The sequence below is a fragment of the Caulobacter sp. BP25 genome (genome assembly GCF_002737755.1).
Taxonomy (GTDB): Bacteria; Pseudomonadota; Alphaproteobacteria; order Caulobacterales; family Caulobacteraceae; genus Caulobacter.
This window is the reverse complement of sequence record NZ_PEGH01000010.1, coordinates 58,380-77,588: the sequence shown is the minus strand read 5'-3', so window position 1 is coordinate 77,588 and position 19,209 is coordinate 58,380. Positions and strand designations below refer to the sequence as shown.

Annotated in this window: 18 protein-coding genes and 1 pseudogene; 14 read left to right on the top strand and 5 right to left on the bottom strand. The window is 67.4% G+C overall.

From position 1 onward, the window contains the following. The 6 genes from CSW59_RS07425 (at position 1) to spt (ending at position 6,670) form a co-directional block, all read left to right on the top strand. Positions 1-1,125, top strand: a complete 1,125-nt coding sequence (locus CSW59_RS07425; protein ID WP_099443440.1) for a glycerophosphotransferase — start codon at positions 1-3, stop codon at positions 1,123-1,125. A gap of 2 nt (positions 1,126-1,127) precedes the next feature. Then, positions 1,128-2,501: a lipopolysaccharide biosynthesis protein gene (locus tag CSW59_RS07420; protein WP_099443534.1), complete on the top strand. Its 1,374-nt coding sequence runs from the start codon at positions 1,128-1,130 to the stop codon at positions 2,499-2,501. Next, entirely contained in the window at positions 2,464-4,182 is a 1,719-nt protein-coding gene (locus CSW59_RS07415; RefSeq protein ID WP_201722738.1) for a fatty acyl-AMP ligase, read from the top strand. Before CSW59_RS07420 ends, CSW59_RS07415 begins: the two co-directional genes overlap by 38 nt. Continuing rightward, complete coding sequence (gene cerR, locus CSW59_RS07410; protein WP_099443438.1) at positions 4,182-5,108, top strand: ceramide reductase; 927 nt, start codon at positions 4,182-4,184, stop codon at positions 5,106-5,108. Before CSW59_RS07415 ends, cerR begins: the two co-directional genes overlap by 1 nt. Positions 5,109-5,200: 92 nt before the next feature. After that, the gene (locus tag CSW59_RS07405; protein WP_013079816.1) at positions 5,201-5,452 is read left to right on the top strand and encodes an acyl carrier protein; all 252 of its coding nucleotides are present in this window, start codon (positions 5,201-5,203) and stop codon (positions 5,450-5,452) included. Positions 5,453-5,455: 3 nt separating this feature from the next. Then, positions 5,456-6,670: a serine palmitoyltransferase gene (gene spt / locus CSW59_RS07400; RefSeq protein WP_099443437.1), complete on the top strand. Its 1,215-nt coding sequence runs from the start codon at positions 5,456-5,458 to the stop codon at positions 6,668-6,670. A 64-nt stretch (positions 6,671-6,734) separates the two neighbouring features. Here the strand turns inward: spt and CSW59_RS07395 are convergent, their stop codons facing one another. The 3 genes and pseudogenes from CSW59_RS07395 to CSW59_RS07385 form a co-directional block, all read right to left on the bottom strand. Then, complete coding sequence (locus CSW59_RS07395; RefSeq protein ID WP_099443436.1) at positions 6,735-7,616, bottom strand: hypothetical protein; 882 nt, start codon at positions 7,614-7,616, stop codon at positions 6,735-6,737. Further along, on the bottom strand, positions 7,613-8,530 hold the full coding sequence (locus CSW59_RS07390) for a diacylglycerol kinase family protein (RefSeq protein WP_369825751.1): 918 nt from the start codon (positions 8,528-8,530) through the stop codon (positions 7,613-7,615). Before CSW59_RS07390 ends, CSW59_RS07395 begins: the two co-directional genes overlap by 4 nt. Further along, positions 8,527-9,584: pseudogene (locus CSW59_RS07385) on the bottom strand (CDP-alcohol phosphatidyltransferase family protein). Before CSW59_RS07385 ends, CSW59_RS07390 begins: the two are co-directional and overlap by 4 nt. 161 nt (positions 9,585-9,745) lie before the next feature. Here CSW59_RS07385 and CSW59_RS07380 point away from each other — a divergent pair. Next, a complete protein-coding gene (locus CSW59_RS07380) occupies positions 9,746-10,657 on the top strand; it encodes a metallophosphoesterase (RefSeq protein WP_099443434.1) in 912 nt (303 codons plus the stop codon). Here CSW59_RS07380 and CSW59_RS07375 read toward each other — a convergent pair. Further along, a complete protein-coding gene (locus CSW59_RS07375; protein ID WP_099443433.1) occupies positions 10,645-11,136 on the bottom strand; it encodes a DUF2141 domain-containing protein in 492 nt (163 codons plus the stop codon). The genes CSW59_RS07380 and CSW59_RS07375 overlap by 13 nt on opposite strands. A gap of 63 nt (positions 11,137-11,199) precedes the next feature. Between CSW59_RS07375 and CSW59_RS07370 the strand changes: the two genes are divergently transcribed. From CSW59_RS07370 to CSW59_RS07350, 5 genes are read left to right on the top strand one after another with little or no spacing between them, the layout of a single operon-like run. After that, positions 11,200-11,637, top strand: a complete 438-nt coding sequence (locus CSW59_RS07370) for an HIT family protein (protein WP_099443432.1) — start codon at positions 11,200-11,202, stop codon at positions 11,635-11,637. After that, complete coding sequence (locus tag CSW59_RS07365; RefSeq protein WP_099443431.1) at positions 11,634-12,851, top strand: LptF/LptG family permease; 1,218 nt, start codon at positions 11,634-11,636, stop codon at positions 12,849-12,851. The genes CSW59_RS07370 and CSW59_RS07365 overlap by 4 nt, the downstream gene beginning before the upstream one ends. After that, positions 12,848-13,909: an LptF/LptG family permease gene (locus CSW59_RS07360; protein ID WP_099443430.1), complete on the top strand. Its 1,062-nt coding sequence runs from the start codon at positions 12,848-12,850 to the stop codon at positions 13,907-13,909. The genes CSW59_RS07365 and CSW59_RS07360 overlap by 4 nt, the downstream gene beginning before the upstream one ends. Continuing rightward, positions 13,909-15,063: a ceramide synthase gene (bcerS, locus tag CSW59_RS07355; protein ID WP_099443429.1), complete on the top strand. Its 1,155-nt coding sequence runs from the start codon at positions 13,909-13,911 to the stop codon at positions 15,061-15,063. The genes CSW59_RS07360 and bcerS overlap by 1 nt, the downstream gene beginning before the upstream one ends. Then, a complete protein-coding gene (locus CSW59_RS07350; RefSeq protein WP_201722737.1) occupies positions 14,967-15,818 on the top strand; it encodes a nucleotidyltransferase family protein in 852 nt (283 codons plus the stop codon). Before bcerS ends, CSW59_RS07350 begins: the two co-directional genes overlap by 97 nt. Here CSW59_RS07350 and CSW59_RS07345 read toward each other — a convergent pair. Further along, entirely contained in the window at positions 15,815-16,576 is a 762-nt protein-coding gene (locus CSW59_RS07345; RefSeq protein WP_099443427.1) for an NTP transferase domain-containing protein, read from the bottom strand. The two genes, CSW59_RS07350 and CSW59_RS07345, sit on opposite strands and share 4 nt — an antisense overlap. A gap of 375 nt (positions 16,577-16,951) precedes the next feature. On the opposite strand from CSW59_RS07345, the gene CSW59_RS07340 reads away from it, so the two are divergent. Both CSW59_RS07340 and CSW59_RS07335 read left to right on the top strand, forming a co-directional pair. Beyond that, positions 16,952-18,154, top strand: coding sequence for a glycosyltransferase family 1 protein (locus CSW59_RS07340; protein ID WP_099443426.1), 1,203 nt, complete (start codon positions 16,952-16,954; stop codon positions 18,152-18,154). Then, positions 18,151-19,152 carry a flippase-like domain-containing protein gene (locus tag CSW59_RS07335; protein WP_099443425.1) on the top strand — a complete coding sequence of 334 codons (1,002 nt, stop codon included), beginning with the start codon at positions 18,151-18,153 and terminating at the stop codon, positions 19,150-19,152. The genes CSW59_RS07340 and CSW59_RS07335 overlap by 4 nt, the downstream gene beginning before the upstream one ends. The last annotated feature ends 57 nt before the right edge of the window (positions 19,153-19,209 follow it).

The following is a 19,209-nucleotide window of genomic DNA, read 5'->3' as shown; positions in this document are numbered from 1 at the left end:
GTGGCCAAAAAACGCGTCTGCTTCCTCTATATCGCCCAACACCATCAGGTCTGGCACAGCCTGTCGGTGGCCGTCGCCATGGCGCGCGGCTGGCCTGAGCTGAAGGTCGAGATCGCCGCGACCACCCCCGAGCTGCTCGACTACGTTTCAGGCCTGCTCGCGGAGCTTGGCGGGGCGCCGATTGAACTTGTCCTTCTGCCGCCGGCCTGGATGCGCCGGTTCGGCGGCGGCGGCGCGCCACCCAAGGCGCCGATGCTGATCGCCAACGCCCTGAGGCTAGGGCGCTACGATGCTGTCATTACGCCGGAGCGGACCACCGCCCTTCTGCGCAAGCTGGGCATTCGCCATCCCGCCCTCGTCTACACCCAGCATGGCGCCGGCGACCGCGAAGGTCCGTTCGAGCCGCGCCTTCGCGTGTTCAACCTCGTCATGGCGGCGGGACCCAAACAGCGCGACCGGATGATCGGCGAAGGCTGGGTCAAGCCCGAGAACTGCGCCATGGTCGGCTATCCGAAGTTCGACCTGGTGGACGCCCTGCCTCGGCGCCCAGAGCCGCGCTTCGAGCGCCCTGGCCCCGTGGTGCTGTACAACCCGCACTTCCACCCAGAGCTCAGCTCCTGGCCGAAGTGGGGCTGGGAAGTGCTGGAAGCCTTCGCCCGCGGCGATCGCCACAACCTGATCTTCTCGCCCCATATCCGCCTGTTCGAAACCGCCTCCAGCGACGAACGCGCCGCCTTCGAGCGCTTCGCCGAGCACCCTCGCATCCACGTCGATCTCGGCGGCCCGGCGGCGGCGGACATGACCTACACGCGCGCGGCTGACCTCTATCTGGGAGACGTCTCCAGCCAGATCTACGAGTTCCTGCGCACGCCCAAGCCCTGCCTTTTCCTCAACGCCAGCGGCGCGGCCTGGCGCGGTGATCCCAGCTTCCACCACTGGCTGTTCGGGCCGGTTCTGGACGACGTGGAAGCCCTTCCCGACGCCGTCGATCGCGCGCTCGCAACCCATGCCGATTTCCGCCCCATCCAGGCCGAGGGCATCGCCGAGACGTTCGATATCACCGAGGAGCCGTCGTCGCTGCGCGCCGCCCGGGCGATCGCGGAGCGGCTGGAGCCGCACGCGTGACCATCGAGCCGGACCAGGAGGTCTCTCCGATCAAGCGCGTCCTGGCCAATGCGGGGCAGTTGCTTAGCGGCAGGGTCGTCAACGCCGTCGTGGGCCTGGCCTATATCGCCCTGACTGCTCGCAGCCTCGGCAAGGAAGCGATGGGCGTTCTGGTGCTGATCAACGCCTTCGCGCAGTTCCTGGGCGAGGTGGCGCACTTTCAGTCCTGGCAGACCGTCCTGACCTACGGGACAGGTCCGCTGATGGCCGGCGAGCGCGTGAAGTTCCAGCAAGTGCTGCGCCTGTCGTTGCTGCTGGACGGCATCAGCGCGGTGCTGGGCATAAGCCTGGGCGTCGCCGGCGCCTGGTTCTTCTGGCAGGAGCTGAGCTGGCCCGAGGGCATGAGCGGCTACGGCGCGCTCTACGCGCTCTCGATCGCGGTGATGACCTCGGCCACGGGCGTGGGACTGCTGCGGCTGTTCGACCGCTTCCGGTTCCTGGCCGCCGAGCAGGCGATCAGTTCTTTCGTGCGGATGGTAGGCTGCGCGATCTGCGCGGTGACCCAGGCGCCGATCCAGTACTTTCTGCTGGCCTGGGCGGCCGGAACCTTCGCCTCGTTCTTTTACGTCGCCTCGATCGCCATCTGGGATCTGAACCGCCGGGGCCTGCTGAAGGGCTTCACCCTTCTGGGACCGACCAGCCGCGACCTTCCCGGCGTCTGGCGCTTCGCCCTGGCTACGAACTTCTCGAGCACCCTGGATGTCGGCTTCACCCATGTGCTGACCATGGCGGTCGGCGCTCTCTTGGGTCCCGCACAAGCGGCGTTCTGGCGCATCGGCAAGCAGGTCGCCGACGGCATGGCCAAGCCCGCGCGGCTGATGGTGCCGGCGCTGTATCCGGAACTGGCCAAGATGCGCGCATCCGGCGGCCAGCAAGCCATGACCAAGCTGGCGATCCAGATCGCTCTGATCGGCGGCGCGGCTGCTGGCGTCCTGTTGTTGGTCAGCTTGCTGGCGGGCCGCTGGATCCTGGAGACCGTCATGGGCCCCGCCTTCGGCCCGGCCGCCGGGGTCATGAACTGGCAGGTGGCCGCCGCCGCCATTGGGGTCATGACCCTGCCCCTGGAGCCCATGCTGGTTTCGATGCGCGCCGCCGGCGCCGCGTTAATGGTTCGGCTTGTGGTCGTGATCTGCTATTTCGCCGCCCTTGTTCCGCTTATCCAGCGCTTCGGCCTGACCGGCGCGGGCGCGGCCTTGGTCGCATCCGCCTTGGCGATGGCCATCGGCATGTATTTGATGGCGCGCCGTAGGCTCGCCCGACTCGCGGCGGAGGACGACTCCGCACGCACGACGAAAGACGATGAAGGCCCCAAGTATGATCACGCCCACGGCGTCTGACCGCACCGTTCGGTTCGCCGACTTCCCGACCCTGACCCAGGCCCTCGATTTCGCCGCGACCGGCGAGACGGGGATCAACCTCTATTCGCTGCGCGGCGAGTTGGTCGAAGCCCTGCCCTACGCCAAGCTGCGGGACGAGGCCTTGGTCCTGGCGCGGCGCCTGCTGGCGACCGGCGCCAAGGTCGGCGACAGCGTCGCCTTGCTGGCCGAGACCGACGGCGACTTCGTGCGCGCCTTCTTCGCCTGCCAGTACGCCGGCCTGCTGCCCGCGCCCATGGCGCTGCCGACCCCGCTGGGTGGCCGCGAGGCCTATATCGAGCAGATCAGCAACCTGGCCCGCTCGGCCAAGGCCAAGATCCTGATCGGTCCCGTGGGCTTGAAGGACTTCGTCACCGACATCGGCCAACGCGCGGACCTGGATTTCGCCGGCGTCCTGGCCGACCTGCCGGAAGACGGCGGCGCGGCCCTGCCGACCATCACGCCGGAAGATCCCTGCTATCTGCAATTCTCGTCGGGCAGCACTCGAACCCCGACCGGCGTCCTCGTTTTGCACAAGGCCCTGATGGCCAACTGCGTGGCCATCACCCGCGACGGGCTGCAGGTTAAAGCGGCGGACCGCGCCATCTCATGGCTGCCGCTCTATCACGACATGGGCCTGATCGGCTTCCTGCTGAGCCCGCTGAGCTGCCAGATGTCGGTCGATCTGCTGCCCACGGGCGCCTTCGTCCGCCGCCCCCTGCTGTGGATCGACCTGATCGGTCGCAACAAGGCCACCATCGCCTACAGCCCGACCTTCGGCTACGAACTGTGCGCCCGCCGCGTGCAGGGCCAGCCGCTGGACGCCTACGACCTGTCGCACTGGCGCAGCGCCGGCCTGGGCGGCGACATGATCCGCATGCCGCCGCTGAAGGCCTTCGTCGAGGCGTTCGGTCCCGCCGGCTTCTCCGACAAGGCGTTCGTGGCCAGCTACGGCATGGCGGAGGCCACCTTGGCCCTGTCGATGGCCCCGCTGGGCAAGGGCCTGCGCGCCGAAACCCTAGACGTCGAGCGCCTAGAGCGCGACGCCCTGGCCGTCGACGCGCCGGAGGGCTCCGAACGCGCCCGCGACTTCGCCCGTTGCGGCCCCGCCCTGCCCGATCACTTCCTGGAAGTGCGCGGCGAGGACGGCCAGGTCCTGCCCGAACGCGGCGTCGGCCACATCTTCGCCAAGGGCCCCTCGGTAATGAGCGGCTACTTCGCCAATCCGGACGAGACCACCCGCGTGCTGTCGGCCGAAGGCTGGCTCGACACCGGTGACATCGGCTTCAAGATCGAAGGCGAGATCGTCATCACCGGCCGCGCCAAGGACCTGATTATCCTGAACGGCCGCAACATCTGGCCGCAGGACCTGGAATGGACGGCCGATCACGAGATCGACGGCCTGCGCAGCGGCGACGTCTGCGCCTTCGCCGTTCCCGCCGAGCCTGAAGACCAGATCGTGGTGCTGGTGCAGGCTCGCGGCGGCGACGCAGACAGCCGCGCCGCCCTTGTCGAGCGAGTGGCCACCCTGCTGCGCACGCGCCACGGCGTCGACGCCAAGGTCAAGCTGGTCGGCGCCCACGCCCTGCCCCAGACCTCGTCGGGCAAGCTAAGCCGCTCCAAGGCCCGCGCCGCCTATCTGGCCGGGACCTACGGCGACTGATGCCACGCGTCGTCGCCGTCACCGGGGCCACGGGCTTCTTGGGCCGACACTTGGTCCGCGCCCTGGCGAAAGACGGCTGGACGCCACGCGTGCTGGTCCGGCGCGATCCGATCCATCCGTTGTGGGGCGACTTCGAGGTCGAGATCATCGCGGGTGATCTCAGAACGCCTGGCGCCCTCGACCGGCTCAGCCAGGGAGCGGAGGTCGTCGTCCACGTGGCCGGCCTGATTAAGGCAAACTCTCTGGAGGGCTTCAACGCGGTCAATCGCGACGGCGCCCTGGCCGCCGCCCGCGCCGCCCGCGCGGCGGGAGCCCGCTTCATCCTCGTTTCGAGCTACGCCGCCCGCGAACCGGCGCTGTCGAACTACGCCGCCAGCAAGCGCGCCGGCGAAGACGCCGTGTCCGCCGACTCGCCCCATGCGCTGATCATCCGCCCGCCAGCGATCTATGGCCCCGGCGACACCGAGACCCTGGAAGTCTTCAAGCTGGCCGCTTCGAGCCCTATCCTGCCCGTGCTGTCGCCATCGGCGCGAGTGGCCATGATCCATGTCCATGACGCGGCGGCGCAGCTTGCGAACTACTGCAAAGACCCGCTCTCTGGCCTTGTTGAGCTGTCGGATGTGCGGCGCGACGGTTACACCTGGGCGGAAATCATGCGCGCGGCCGCGACCGTCATGGGTCGAAACCCAAGCCTGGTAAGGCTTCCCCGGGCGGGTATCCTCGCCGCCGGAGCCCTTGTGGATGCTTGGTCTTTCGCGACTCGAACACCCACCGTGTTCGGTTTAGGCAAGGCGCGGGAGTTGTTTCACGCCGATTGGACCCCATCTAGCGCTCCGAAGGCGGAGAGAGTACCCAGCGTATTCGGTCTTCTCGACGGGTTTGCTCACACCGTCGATTGGTATCGAAAACAGGGTTGGCTGCCCTAAAATTTCGTCGCCTTGCGCAAATGAGGCGGCTATCTGACAGACTCGCCGTTACAGTAGTGTCACGGGTGGGGCTCCCGGAGGTTTGATCTAGAATGGAAACTGTGACGGATCTCAGCCTGCGCGAGATCGGGGTAGCGGCGAGCAAGGTTCTGGGGCGACCGGTCGAGGTTCGCGCAGAGTCGCATATTGGCCGTGACCTCGCCGTGGACTCCCTGGCCCTCATGAACATCATCATGGAGCTCGAAGACACCTTCGATATCTCCATCCCCCTGGATCGCCTGGCCTCTGTCGAGACCGCCGGCGACCTTTCCAAACTGATCAACGATCTCCGGACTAGGGCTTAACTAATGGGGCTATTCGATAAGCACCTGGCCTATCGCGATGCGTACAAGGCCATCCAAGACGCCGGGGCTGACCCGTTCAAGGTCCGCTTCGACGCGGTGCATTCGCCGACTGAAGGCGTCGTTGACGGTCGTCCGACCATTCTGCTCGGCACCAACAACTACCTGGGCCTGACGTTCGACGAGCAAGCCATCGCCGCTTCGGTGAAAGCTGTGCAAGAACGCGGCACGGGCACCACGGGTTCCCGCATCGCCAACGGAAGCTTCGAAGCTCACGTCGAGCTCGAGCAGGAACTGGCCAAATTCTACGGCCGTAAGCACGCCATGGTCTTCACGACCGGCTACCAGGCCAATCTGGGCGTGCTGTCGACCCTGGTCGGTCGCGGCGACCACCTGATCCTGGACGCCGACAGCCACGCCTCGATCTACGACGCCTCGCGTCTGGGCCAGGCCGAGGTCATCCGCTTCCGCCACAACGATCCCGAAGACCTGGCCAAGCGCCTGCGCCGCCTGGGCGACGCGCCCGGCGAGCGCCTGATCGTGGTCGAGGGCGTCTATTCGATGATCGGCGACGTCGCGCCGCTGAAGGAAATCGCGGCCGTGAAGCGCGAGCTGGGCGGCTACCTGCTGGTCGACGAAGCGCACTCGATGGGCGTGCTCGGCGCCACGGGCCGAGGCCTGGCCGAAGCCGCGGGCGTGGAAGAGGACGTCGACTTCATCGTCGGCACCTTCTCCAAGAGCCTGGGCGCCATCGGCGGCTTCTGCGTCTCGAACATGGACGACTTCGACGTCATGCGCGTCGTCTGCCGCCCCTACATGTTCACCGCTTCCCTGCCGCCGGCCGTCGTGGCCTCGACCATCACGGCCCTGCGCCGCATGATCGAGCAGCCGCAACTGCGCGACCGCCTGAACCACAACGCCAAGCGCCTGTACGACGGTCTGACGACGCTAGGTTTCCATACCGGCCCGACGGCCAGCCCCGTGGTCGCCACGACCATGCCGGACCAGGAACGCGCCATCGCCATGTGGAACGCCCTGCTGCAAGGCGGCGTGTACCTGAACCTGGCCCTGCCGCCCGCCACGCCGGACAGCCGTCCGCTGCTGCGCGCCAGCGTCAGCGCCGCCCACACCGACGAGCAGATCGACGCTGTCCTCAAGACCTTCGCCGAAATCGGCGCGGCCCTGGGCGTCATCGAGCCGCTTAAGCGCGCCCGAGCCTGATAGCGCTCTCATCGTTGATACGAGAACGCCCGGGTCCAGGCCCGGGCGTTTTTGTTTTTGGGTCTCAGAGCGCCTTACGCCGCCCTTTCCAGACCTTCAGCAGCACGCCAGGCGCGGAAAGGATCGGGTGGCGTTCGCGCCAGGGCGTGACTTCGATCTCGACGCCGGTGTGACGCTGGATCTTCCAGGCGGCGTAACGCGCAGCGCCCTGAAAGGTGAAAGCCGCCTTCATCAGCCGCGCGACGTTCAGAGGCTTGCCGAGCAGCTTGCGGGGTCCCCAGGCCTTGCGAAGGCGCGCGCGATCCGCTGGCTCCAGCGGACCGCCCTGGTCGCTCTGGACGGCGGTCATCACATGGTCGTAGCGCTCGGGATCATAGGCCAGGATGGAGACCTCCCGCCCAGCCTTCTCGACCCGCAGCTCGGCCTTGTAGGTCTCTTGGAACAGCGCCGTCCACAGCGCGCGCGGCCCCGCCCCCTCCGCCCCGAGCGCCTGAGCGAAGCGAGCGGCGGTGCGGGCCGCCTCGGCAACCGCGTCCACGACGGCGCCACCGACACCGTCGGCCGCCCAGACAAGGGCGCAGGGCTGCACGAAACGCGCCCATATGGTGGTGTCCGCCCCTGCGCCGCTTACAGCGCGCTGGAACTGCGCCAGCGTCATCGAGGCGACCTTGGCGCGCAGCACCTCTCCACCGTGCTTGAGCTCGTGATAGCTGACGTCCGGCCACAGGATACGGGTGAAGAAGCCCCGCCAGCCAGCCGGCGGCCGTTCGGTCAGGACGTAGTAGTCGAGCACGCCCGACAGATCGCCTGTCCGCAGGATCGAGCCGTAGAACAAAACCGCGCGCGCGCCGGGGAAGACGCTCGCCAGATGCTCGGCGAAAGCAGTGATCGGGTCGGGTGTTGGCGTGGCGAGCTCGGCCGCGACCAGGTCGCGCAACCGGCTCATCCGACCAGGAACCTCAAGGCCGGCCCCAGGGCGATGATCAGCTCGCCGCCCTCGAACACCTCGCCGTCCAGCACGAACGGCGCGCAGCCCGCCAGGCCGACCCTCTGGGGATCGCGGCGGCGATAGCCCAAGCTCTCCAGCTTCGGCTCGGCCTTGCCGCTGAGGACAAGGGGCAAAGCCCTGAGCAGCTTGCGAGGGGGCGCGTCCACGTCCAGGATCTTGAGGCCCTCGCGCGGCGCGCCGAATGGCTTCAGACCGAACGGCAGGCGCTTGAGCGCCGTCGCCACTATGGCGAACCGCTCATCTCCCGGCTGGCGCTCGCCGTCCAGAGTCAGCTTAGCCGGCACGCCCTCGCGCCATTCATCGCGCGTGCCGCCGAACAGCGCGCCGAAGGTTGCGGTGACAATGGTCACGGCGACGGCCAGGTTATGGAAGAAGCCGACCTTGTGGACCTTCTGGGAGAGGTTCGTCGCCTTCACGGGCGCGCCGACCCCGAAGAAGAAGCCTTGTAGGCACGGGCGATGACCGTCGACCCAACTAATCCTAAGCGGCGGCCGCGACTTGATCCGCGGCTCAGCCTGACGGGCTGCGCTCAGCGCCTCCTCAAGCCGCCAGTCGCGTTGAGCGCCCAGGTCGATCGCCAGCACGTTAGTCTTTCCCGAGGGCAGCACCGCAAGCAGCGGCGGGTCCTCGCCGAACGTATGTGGCAGCAGGCTGATGACGTCGCGCACCGTGCCGTCGCCGCCGTCGATGACCAACAGGTCGAGACCGTCGCGGGCGAAGTCCTCGAGAACCGTCCGCAGGGCGTCGCGCCCGAAAGGCTCGGCCAGCCGCACCCCGTCGGGCGTCGGCCCGGGCGGGTTCATCCGATTGCCGTGGCTTTTCGGATTGCGGATGACCGCGATGCGACTCATTTCGACAGCCAAGATTGGATCGAGCCCTTGGGGGCGGCCAGGCCTTGCAGAATCTGGACGGCGTGCACGAGGAGGCACACGGCGGTCCAGATCGCCACCAGGGTGAAGCCGACGTCCGGGCGACCTATCAACGCGCAAGCTGTCATCAGGATCAGGTTCGGGTTTCGACGCGCCGTGATCAGACGGAAGAAGCTGTCGAACGGCCGCCAAGCATGCATCTCCAGCTTGAACAGGGCCAGGAAGATCCCCTCCTCCACCCGCTGGGCGACATAGCCGCCGATCACGATCGCCAGGCTGAGCGTCGCATAGGGGACCGACTGGCCGACCGCGTAGACGCCGACGAACCAGGCCCACCACCAGAACGGCGGGTGCACAAGGTCGATGCCGTGGTCAAAGACGTTGCCCCACTTCGACGAGGTCAGGGTCACGCGGGCCAACTTGCCATCGACCGTGTCGAGGAAGGTCATGATCCAGGCGCAAACGAGGCCCCAGCCGAACTGACCTGTCCAGAACAGCCAGGTGGCCGCCATCACCATCAGAAAGCCGATGAAGGTCACCTGGTTCGGCGTCATCTTCGCCAGGGCGCACCAGCGGGTCACGACGCGCGCGGGCGCTGGCCAGACGTACTTGGTGACGAAGTCGGTGACGCCCTTGTAGGAGCCCTGGAACAGGCGCTTTTCGACCGCGCGAACCGTCTCCGGCGTCAAGCGCTCCAGCACCGGCGGCTCGCGCTTGCGCAGCGCGCTGTTGTAGGCCGAGCCCAGTTCCAGCGCCGTGAGCCGCGTCAGGCGGGCGTCCAGGCCCGACGGGTCCTGCCCGGCGGCGAGCGCTTCAGAGACGGCGTAGGCCAGGTCGGAAGGCGCGTGCGCGGCCACCGCGCGTCCGGTCTCGTCGACCAGCACCCCCCCTCGCGGCCGGCCAGGGCCTTGATCAGCGACTCGTCGAACACCCAGCCGGCGTCGACCGCGATCACCGCGTGCGAAAGGTCGACAGCCGGCGTCTCGACCAGGCCCAGACGCCGATAGATGCGCGACAGGCGCTCGCGGGAGCTCATGCCCCAGATGCGGCCGTCAGCCTCGCCGACGGTCACAGCTCGCGGACCACTCTCAGCGGCCGTGTTTTGAATTTCAGCGCTCAAGAACCGATATACCCCTTGAATCCCGCGCCGATTGATAAGCAGCTTCGGCTGCTTCGACCAGAACGACCCGAAAGATCTTGTCCATTTACCGCATCGCCCACCTGTCCGACCCCCACCTGCCGCCGCCGCCCGGCGCTTTTGGCTGGAAGGACGTCTTCACCAAGCGCCTCCTGAGCCGCATCGCCTGGCGCAAGAAGCGCAAGGTCCATCGGCCCGAAGTGCTGGCGGCGCTGGTGGCGGACCTGAAGGCCGCCGCGCCTGATCATGTGGTGATCAGCGGCGATCTCACCAACTTCGCTTCGCCCACGGAGATTTCAGCAGCGCGCAAGTGGCTGGAATCCCTGGGGGCGCCAGCCGACTTCACCGTTAGCCCGGGCAATCACGACGCCCTGGCCGGCGTCGGCGGCCACGAGCGTTTCGCCATCTGGGCGCCTTGGCTGGGCGATACGGGCGAGAGCCACTTTCCCCAGGTCCGGGTGCGCGGCCCCGTCGCGATCTTCAACCTCTGCTCGGCCGTGCCAACCGCGCCCCATCTGGCGACCGGCCGCCTGGGCGAGGAACAGCTTCGAAAACTGGACGCGGCGCTAGCCGACCCCGTCTACCAAGGCCTCTTCCGCCTGGTCGTGCTGCACCACCCACCGCAGGAGGGCGCGGTCTCCAAGCGCAAGTCCCTGGAAGATCGCCATGGCCTGCGCGAGGTGCTGGAGCGGCGCGGCGTGAATCTCGTCCTGCATGGCCACGCCCACGAAGCGCTGCTGGGCGCCCTGCGCGGCCCGAACGGCGCGACGATCCCGGTTCTGGGCGTCCCGTCCGCTTCGGCGCGCCCGAACCGGCACGGCCCAGCCCGCTGGAACACGATCGAGATCGAACCGCGCGCTGGCGGCGGCTTCGACGTCCGGATCGTGGCGCGGGGGATAGAGGCCGGCCGCGACGGCTTGGCCGAACTGGGCCGCTTCAGCCTGTCCGACGCCGCCGCTCAGCGCGGATAGCGGATCTTGATCCGGATGGTGTTGTCGCCAGGCTTCACCATGAAGCGGGCCGCGTCATACGAGGGCGTCGCGTATCGGGTCGGCGCATCGTTTGAAAAGCCATAGCCCTCGGTTGGTACGCCCAAGGTGTTGCGGTCAAACTTCCGATCAGCGTTGGCGTCGTGATAGACCGCCACCGCGTAGGCGTCGGCGACCGGCAGATTGAAACAGGCCTGGGTCATGGGCGCCGAGGTCTTGACCCGGTGGCGCAACAGCTTGCCGCGCGGCGCGAGAAATCGCTCCGGATCTGCGGGGTAGACGGTGATCGACACCTCCCCGGCGTTCGATCGCAACGCTCCGACCTGCACCACGAGACGCACGTCGCCTTTGCGCCCAACGCAATCGCGGTCCGCCGGGGGCGCGCCGAGCCCCTCGGCGCGCACCGAGCCGGCCGCCAAAGTCGCGAAGATCGCGCCGATGAGAACGGATCGTGCTTTCATCTAAAACGCCGCATCCCTATTGTTACGCCCAGGCGACAGCAGCCTGAAGTTCCCGGCTTTCTCATGACCAATCCCACCGCCCTGGCGTTCGGCTATCCCGGTTCGAAGATCGCGGAGACCGATCACTGGCTGATTCTTCTCCGACCCAAGCAGCCGACATTTGGGTCTTTGGTGCTGGTGTGCAAGGAAGCTGTCCAGGCGTTCTCCGAGGTGAGTCCCGCAGCCTTCGCCGATCTGCAGGTCGCCGTGGCCGGCATCGAGCGTCTGCTGAAGGCGCAGGTCGACTATGAAAAGATCAATTACCTCATGCTGATGATGGTCGACAAAGACGTCCACTTCCACGTGCTGCCACGCTACGCTGGCGTCCGCGAGCACGAGGGCCAGACCTTCCCTGACGCGGGTTGGCCTGCGGCGCCGGCCCTGGGATCGGCCGTCGAGCTGTCTTCCGAGGCGGTGGAGCGGCTCGCCGCGCGCTTCGCCAAGGCCTGGGTCCAGGCGTGAGCGACAAGACCCCTTCCGTCAGCGGTTTGCGGCTGATCGACCGCTACCTGTTGCGCCTGCTGTTCTGGCCCTTGGTGGGCTGCCTGGGCGTTACGGTGGTCGCCTTGCTGCTGGAGCGTATCCTGCGCCTGCTGGACGCCCTGTCACAAAGCAGCGCGCGGTTTGGCTATGTCGCGCAGCTGGCGGCCAACCTGGTGCCGCACTATCTGGGCCTGGCTTTGCCGGTGGCCTTCTTCGTGGCGCTGTTCATCGTCATCGTGAAACTGTCGGACGGCTCCGAAGTCGACGCCCTGCTGGCCAGTGGCCAGTCGCTGGAGCGGATCGCCGCGCCGTTCCTCGCCGTCGGCCTGTTCCTCAGCGTCTTCAGCCTGATCGTCTTCGGCTACATGCAGCCCTACAGCCGCTACGCCTATCGGGCGGTGATGCACGCCGCGGTCAACGCCGGCTGGAACGGACGCCTCGCCGGCGGAGCATTCATCGACGACAAGGGTTCGCTGCTGACAGCCGACAGCGCCGATATCGCCGGTCAGAGCCTGACCCGCGTCTTTATCCGCCGCCTCGACGCCAAGGGTCAGGAAGAGATCATCACCGCCGCCTCGGCCAATCTGAAGATGGACGCCGGCGGCAAGACGGTGACCATGGACCTCAAAGATGGCCGCCGCATCGCTCGAGACGCGGCTGGCGACTATCGCAACCTCGCCTTCAGCACCCTGACGACCCAGACCCCGCTGGCGACCGCCGCCGTCCTGCTGCGCGACCGCGGCGGCGATGAGCGCGAACTCACCTTGGGCGAACTGGCCAAGCAGGCTGAGTCCCCACATCCGATCGTTCCGAAGTCCACGCTGCTGAGCGAACTTTATGGCCGCCTGGCGCGAGCCGCGTTCCTGCCGTTCCTGCCCCTGCTGGCGTTCCCCCTGGGGCTGGCCTCAAAACGGGGCAACCGCGCACCGGGCCTGATCATGGCCGGCGTGCTGCTGCTAGCTTTCCAGCACACTCTCTTGCTGGGCCAGAGCCTGGCCAAGGCCGAGAAAGTCGCGGCCGCGCCGGCGATCTGGATTCCCTTCGCGCTTTTCTCGGGATTCGCTGTCTGGCTGTTCCTGGGCAGCCGCACGCGTCCCGGCGACACGCCGGTCTCGCGCCTGGTGCGCCGCATCAACAATCTGGTCAAGCGCGTGGTCCACGCTCTGCCCCTGCCGAAGCGACAACCCGCATGAAGCTGCAGCTCTACGTCCTGCGGACAGTCGCCACCCGCATCCTCGGCGCGGCGCTGATCTTGATGTCGATCCTGCAGATGCTGGACCTGCTGGACGTCACCACCGACATCCTCGATCGGGGCCTAGGTCTTGCGGGCGTAGCCTACTACGCCGCCTTGCGTCTGCCGCGTCTGTTCGAGCAGGTCGCGCCGATCGCTGTCCTGGCCGGAGGCCTGTTCGCTTTCTCGCAGCTGGCGCGAGAGAGCGCGGTCGTCGCCATGCGCGCCAGCGGCATCTCTGGATATCGCATCGTGGCCATGGCCATGCCCGCCGTCATCGCGGTCATGCTGCTGGACGCCCTGTGCGGCCAGGTCCTGGCGCCGCGCGCCGACCCGACCCTGGCCGACTGGTGGAAGAACACGACGCCCGTCGCCGAGCGCAAGGCGCCTTCGCCCCGCACCTTCCGGGCGGGCGGGGATCTGGTCATCGGCGGCGATGCGTCGGCTGACGGCCGTCAGATCAGCGACCTCACCATCTTCCGCCGCGACGACAAGGGCATCCTTATCGAGAAGGTCGAGACGCCAAAGGCGCTTTACGCTCATGGCGCCTGGACTCTGGAGACCCCCAAGACCACCCGCTTCGCCGGCGATATTGCCCAGACGTCGACCGCCACCTCGACTAATTGGCCGACCGCCCTTCGGCCGCAGGACGTCCAGGGCCTGTTCGGCGACGATAGCGCCCCGACCGCCGCCTCGGCCCGCCGCGCACTGGAGAACGGCGGCTCCGACCGACCGGAGAGCTTCTACGCGACCCACTTCCAGGCGGCCTTCGCCAGTCCGTTTGTCTCGCTGGTCATGCTGCTGCTGAGCGCGCCCGTGGCCTTGGCCAACTTCCGCAGCGGCCAGGGCGCGGTCCTGCTGACGGCGGGTCTTGGCGCTGGGCTGCTCTTCCTTGTGGCGAACGGCATGCTGACCGCCCTTGGCGAGTCTGGCGCCCTGTCGCCCTTCCTCGCCGTCTGGGCGGCTCCCGCCATCTTCGGCGCTCTGGCGGCGCGCACCTTCTTGGCCCTGGAGGGGTGATGCCTTTCGACTCGACGAACGCCGACCTGCACGTCATCCCGGTCAGGACGCCGGCAGAGCTAAAGCGCTTCATCGCCCTGCCCGCCCGGCTCAACGCCAAGGACCCTAACTGGATCACGCCGCTCTTTATGGAGCGGACCGAGGCGCTGACGCCGAAGACCAACCCGTTCTTCGCCCACGCCGAGGTGCAACTGTTCCTGGCTACGCGCGGCGGACGCGACGTCGGGCGGATAAGCGCCCAGATCGACCGCCTGACGCCGCAACCGACCCCGGGCCGGCTAGACGGCCACTTCGGCATGATCGCTGCGGAGGACGATCCGGCGGTCTTCCAGGTCCTGTTCCGCGAGGCTGAGGACTGGCTGCGCGCCCGGGGCCGCACCCACATCGTCGGGCCGTTCAACCTGTCGATCAACGAAGAGGTCGGCCTGCTGGTCCACGGCTTCGACACGCCGCCGATGATCCTAATGGGCCACGACCCGGCCTATGCCGGCAAGCGCGTCGAGGAGCAGGACTACGTAAAGGCCAAGGACGTCTTCGCTTATCGCGCCGACGAAACCGGCGACATTCCCGAGATCGCCCAGAAGCGGGTCAAGCGCGGCCTACCGGCGGGCGTGGTTCTGCGCCAACTGGACATGAAGCGCTACGACGAGGAGGTCCAGACCCTGACCAACATCCTCAACGACGCCTGGAAGGACAACTGGGGCTTCACCGCCACCACCGAGGCCGAGACCGCCCAATTGGGCAAGGCCCTGCGGCAGGTGATCGACAAGCGCTTGATCTGGTTCGCGGAGATCGACGGCGAAGCCGCCGGCGTTGTGGTCTTCCTGCCCAACGTCAACGAGGCGATCGCCGACCTGAACGGCAAGCTGCTGCCGTTTGGCTGGGCCAAGCTGTTGTGGCGGCTGAAGGTCAAGGGCGTGAAGTCAGCGCGCATCCCGCTGATGGGCGTTAAGCGCAAGTTCTCGACCACCCAGCGCGGCCGCATGCTGCCCTTCTGGATGATGAAGGCCAGCCGGGATATGGCGATGAGCCTGGGCTACAATCGCTATGAAATCTCGTGGGTGCTCGAGGACAACAAGGCCATGTGCCACATCGCCGAGAACGTCGGCGGCACGCACTACAAAACCTACCGGATCTACGAGAAGGCTCTGTGAATCACCCCTTCAAGGCGCTGATCCTGGCCGGCTCGCGCGGCGGCGAGGTCGATCCGGCCGCCGCCTATGCCGGCGTCGCCCACAAGGGCCTGATCGTGCTGCAGGGCCACACCTTGCTGGAGCGGGTGCTCGGCGCCGTCCAGGCCGCCGGCGCGGAGACGATCGGCGTTTCCGCCAATGACGAGACAATCCGCTCGGCCCTGGCTGGCGCCGACGTGAAGGTTCTGCCGCCGGCCGCAGGTCCCAGCCAGAGCGTGGCCGATGGCGCGACAACGCTGGGCTTTCCGCTGGTCGTCACGACGGTGGACCACGCCCTGCTCAAGCCGGAGTGGATCGCGCAGTTCCTAGCGGACACGCCGGCCGACGCAGACGTCGCCGTGCTGCTGGCCTCGGAAGAACGTGTTCAGGCGGCCGCGCCACAGACCAAGCGGACCTATCTGAAGTTCCGCGACGGCCGATACTCGGGCTGCAACCTCTTCCTGCTGCGAAACGAGAACGCGCTGAACGTCATAGCCGTCTGGCGCAAGGTCGAGGCCCTGCGCAAGCAGCCTTGGAAGATCGCCGCCATGCTGGGTCCCAGCTTCCTGATCCGCTACGCTCTGGGCCTACTGACGCTGGACGAGGCGGTAGCGCGGCTGGGCAAGCTGGCAGACGTCAAGGCCGCCGCTGTCCGCGCGCACGATGGCCTGGCCGCCGTCGATGTCGACAAGCCCTCCGACATGGATCTGGTGCGAGAACTGGTGGGCGAGGCCTAGACCGCCTCGGCTTCCTTGGCCGCCCACTGCCCGGTGAGTTCGCGGTTGCGGACCAGATCTTCCGGGAAGTCCATCTCGGCCCAGTCCAGCCCTTCGATCGAGCGCACGCGCACCACATCGTGGTTCTGGGCGATCTCGTTGATCACGCTAAGGTACCAGCGCTTCAGGCCTTCCGGCGTGCGCATGATCGCCTCGAGCGTCTTCACAAACAGGGCGGAGCCCTCGGCGTCAAAGCGCAGGAAGCCGATCGACTCGGCGTCGTACTCGGTGATCGTCTTGCCGATGGCGCGCAGGGCGTCCCCCTCGGTCAGCACCTTCATGTCATCGGCGTCGTAGCCGCCGGCCTTGCGATCGACCGTCACCGTGATCGGCGCATCCGGCGCGCTGATCAGGCGCTCGGCGATTGCGGGTTCGAACAGGGTGTCGCCGTTCAGGATCATGAAGGGGCCTCCCTTCATCTCTTCGCGCGCCAGCCAGCAGGTCGCGAGGTTGTCGGTCACGCTGTAGAAGGGGTTGTAGAGCGTGCGGACGCTCATGCCCGGCAGCGACAGGCGCGCGATCTCGGCCTCGACAAGGTCGCTGCGGAAGCCTGTGACGACCACGACCTCCGGAACACCAGCCTTGTGCAGATGGCGCAACTGCCACTCCAGAACCGACCGACCGGCCAGCTCGACTAGGCACTTGGGCCGGTCGTCGGTCAGCGGCGACAGGCGCTTGCCCTGACCAGCGGCGAGGATGAGGGTCTTGACCGGCTGCATGACGTTCTAAAAATCTCGCTGGATAGGGGCCTGTTTTCGCCCCTCAAGGAATCGTTCGACCGCGAACCTGACGGTCGCGAGCGCATAACTGAGCACGAACCGGCCTCTGGGCAAGTCCGCGCGCCTGTCAAAGCCGCCAGCTCCGCCGCGCGCAAGTCTCCGAACGCCTTTTTCTGCCGGTGCGGCCCTTGGGTGACGGTCCAAGCCTGGCTGTGGCCCCGTCAGAAACCTCCCGCTGTGGTTCAGCTTGGGTTCAGCTTGACCTGAAGATTGTGCCGAGACCCGACGGCCTTCCCCTTCCGGAACCTGAACCATTCCACCATATGCCCATTGTCATATTCGGGTGGGGCCTCGGACTCTAGATCAGGAGGCGTCGTGCAGCGCGCGGAAAGAACCATTCGTCAGCCTGCTGAGGAAAAGCCCGCCAACGGCCTTCGCCTCGCCCTGTTTTCCGGCAACTACAACTATACGCGAGATGGCTCGAACCAGGCGCTCAATCGCCTGGCGGCCTATCTGATCGACGCTGGCGCGACGGTCCGCGTCTATTCGCCGACGACCGACACCCCAGCGTTCGAGCCCGCCGGCGAGCTGGTGTCGGCGCCCTCCGTCGCCATTCCGGGACGCAGCGAGTACCGGCTGGCGCTCGGCCTGACCCCAAGCTTGAAGGCCGATCTCGCCGCATTCCAGCCGACCCTGGTCCATCTCTCCGCGCCCGACCTGCTGGGCGCCCAGGCCAGCCGCTGGGGCCGGCAGGCGGGCCTTCCCGTCGTCGCCAGCCTGCACACGCGGTTCGAGACCTATCTCTCCTACTACGGCTTCGACTGGCTGCGCCCTACGGTCGAACGCTATCTCGACCGCTTCTATCGTGGCTGCGACCGGGTCCTGGCGCCGAACGCGCCGATCGCCGATCTGCTGCGCGCCCAGGGACTGGGCGAGCGCGTGCGCGTGTGGGGGCGCGGCGTCGACCGGAACCGCTTCTCTCCCGAACGTAGGGACATGGCCTGGCGCCGATCGCTGGGGATCGCCGACCACGAGGTCGTGGTCGCCTTTCTCGGCCGTCTGGTCATGGAAAAGGGTCTCGACGTGCTGACCGAGACTCTGGCGCGCCTCCGCGACCAGCCGATCCGGCCGCTGATCATCGGCGAGGGACCAGCTCGCGCGTTTCTCGAAGCGCGCGCGCCACAGGCGATCTTTACCGGCCATCTCGACGGTGACGCCCTCGGACGCGCAATCTCCAGCGCCGACATCCTGTTCAATCCCAGCCTGACCGAAGCCTTCGGCAACGCCAGCCTCGAGGGTATGGCTGCGGGCCTGGCGGTGCTTTGCCCACGCGCGCCCAGCACCAGCGCTCTGATCAGCGACGGGCGCGACGGCGTCCTCGCGACAAGTCCCGACGCGGCGAGCTACGCTGCTGCGCTTGACGCCCTGATCGCTGAGCCGCTCCGACGCTTGAGGATCGGGCGGGCGGCCCGCGCCTCTAGCGCCGCCTATGACTGGCGGACGATCTGCGCGGATGTCCTTGAGGTCTATCGTGAACTTGGAGCGGCTCCCGATCACCAAGCTCGCTCGGCCGCATGACGGACAAGAGCGCTAAGCGCGGCGGAGCGGCGCGAGGCTGGCTGCTGACGGCTGGCGTCGCCTTGATGGCGGTCCTGCTGGCCACGCACGGAGCCGGCGCGGTCCGCGCGCTCGCGGCCGAGGTCGGTTGGCAGGCGGTGCTGGTCGTGGCGGCCCATCTGCCGGTGACCTTGTTCGCCACCATCGGCTGGCAAGTTCTGTTGCCGCCGAACCGTCGTCCGTCCCTGCCCTTTCTGTTCCGCCTGCGCCTGATCAAGGAAGCGGTGAACGCCCTGCTACCCGTGGCGCAAGTCGGGGGCGAGGTGGTGCGAGCCAAGCTCGCGGCGCGCAAAGGCCTCTCGCTGGCGGAGACCACGGCCAGTTGCGTGGTGGACGTCCTGGCAGGCACGGTCGGCCTGGTGCTGTTCGTGCTGACAAGCCTGGCGGTGGCTATGGCGACACTGCGCGATCCGCGTCTGGCTCAGGCCGCCCTGGCGCTGGTCGGCGTCGTCACCCTTATCGCGGTTTGCCTGTTCGTCGCTCACAGGGCGGGCGTTGGCCGCCGCATAGGCAAGGTTTCGCAACGCTGGACGGCGATCGCCGGTCGCGTCGGAGCGCTGGGCGACGCCTTCCGCGACATCGGTGCGCGGCGGAAGGAGATCGGCGCTTCCTGGGCCTGGCACATGGCCGCCTGGCTGGCGGGGGCGTTCGAAACCTATGTCTCGATGTGGGCTCTTGGCCTGCAGCCCACCCTAGTCCAGGCCCTGATCGTGGAGGGCCTGGCCCAGACGGCCAAGGTCGTGGGCTTCGCTATCCCCGGCGCGCTGGGCGTGCAGGAGGGCGGCTATCTGCTGCTGGGCGGCGCCCTGGGACTTTCGCCGGACCAGGCGCTGGCGCTTTCGCTGCTGAGGCGCCTGCGCGAACTGACACTCGGCGCCCTGGGCTTGGTCCTTTGGCGCGCGACGCGTCCGGAGGCGCCGATGGTTCCCCGCCAGACCTCGGCGGCGGCCGCTCCATAAGTCCCACATTTCAGGATATTGTCCTGTATTTTGACATTGAAAGCCCACCGCCGCGCC

What these genes read in the sequence shown, in the direction of transcription:
- CSW59_RS07415 (WP_201722738.1), top strand. Translation starts at nt 2,464, where the DNA reads ATGAAGGCCCCAAGTATGATCACGCCCACGGCGTCTGACCGCACCGTT.
- cerR (WP_099443438.1), top strand. Translation starts at nt 4,182, where the DNA reads ATGCCACGCGTCGTCGCCGTCACCGGGGCCACGGGCTTCTTGGGCCGA.
- CSW59_RS07405 (WP_013079816.1), top strand. Translation starts at nt 5,201, where the DNA reads ATGGAAACTGTGACGGATCTCAGCCTGCGCGAGATCGGGGTAGCGGCG.
- spt (WP_099443437.1), top strand. Translation starts at nt 5,456, where the DNA reads ATGGGGCTATTCGATAAGCACCTGGCCTATCGCGATGCGTACAAGGCC.
- CSW59_RS07395 (WP_099443436.1), bottom strand. Translation starts at nt 7,616, where the DNA reads ATGAGCCGGTTGCGCGACCTGGTCGCGGCCGAGCTCGCCACGCCAACA.
- CSW59_RS07390 (WP_369825751.1), bottom strand. Translation starts at nt 8,530, where the DNA reads ATGAGTCGCATCGCGGTCATCCGCAATCCGAAAAGCCACGGCAATCGG.
- CSW59_RS07375 (WP_099443433.1), bottom strand. Translation starts at nt 11,136, where the DNA reads ATGAAAGCACGATCCGTTCTCATCGGCGCGATCTTCGCGACTTTGGCG.
- CSW59_RS07370 (WP_099443432.1), top strand. Translation starts at nt 11,200, where the DNA reads ATGACCAATCCCACCGCCCTGGCGTTCGGCTATCCCGGTTCGAAGATC.
- CSW59_RS07360 (WP_099443430.1), top strand. Translation starts at nt 12,848, where the DNA reads ATGAAGCTGCAGCTCTACGTCCTGCGGACAGTCGCCACCCGCATCCTC.
- bcerS (WP_099443429.1), top strand. Translation starts at nt 13,909, where the DNA reads ATGCCTTTCGACTCGACGAACGCCGACCTGCACGTCATCCCGGTCAGG.
- CSW59_RS07345 (WP_099443427.1), bottom strand. Translation starts at nt 16,576, where the DNA reads ATGCAGCCGGTCAAGACCCTCATCCTCGCCGCTGGTCAGGGCAAGCGC.
- CSW59_RS07335 (WP_099443425.1), top strand. Translation starts at nt 18,151, where the DNA reads ATGACGGACAAGAGCGCTAAGCGCGGCGGAGCGGCGCGAGGCTGGCTG.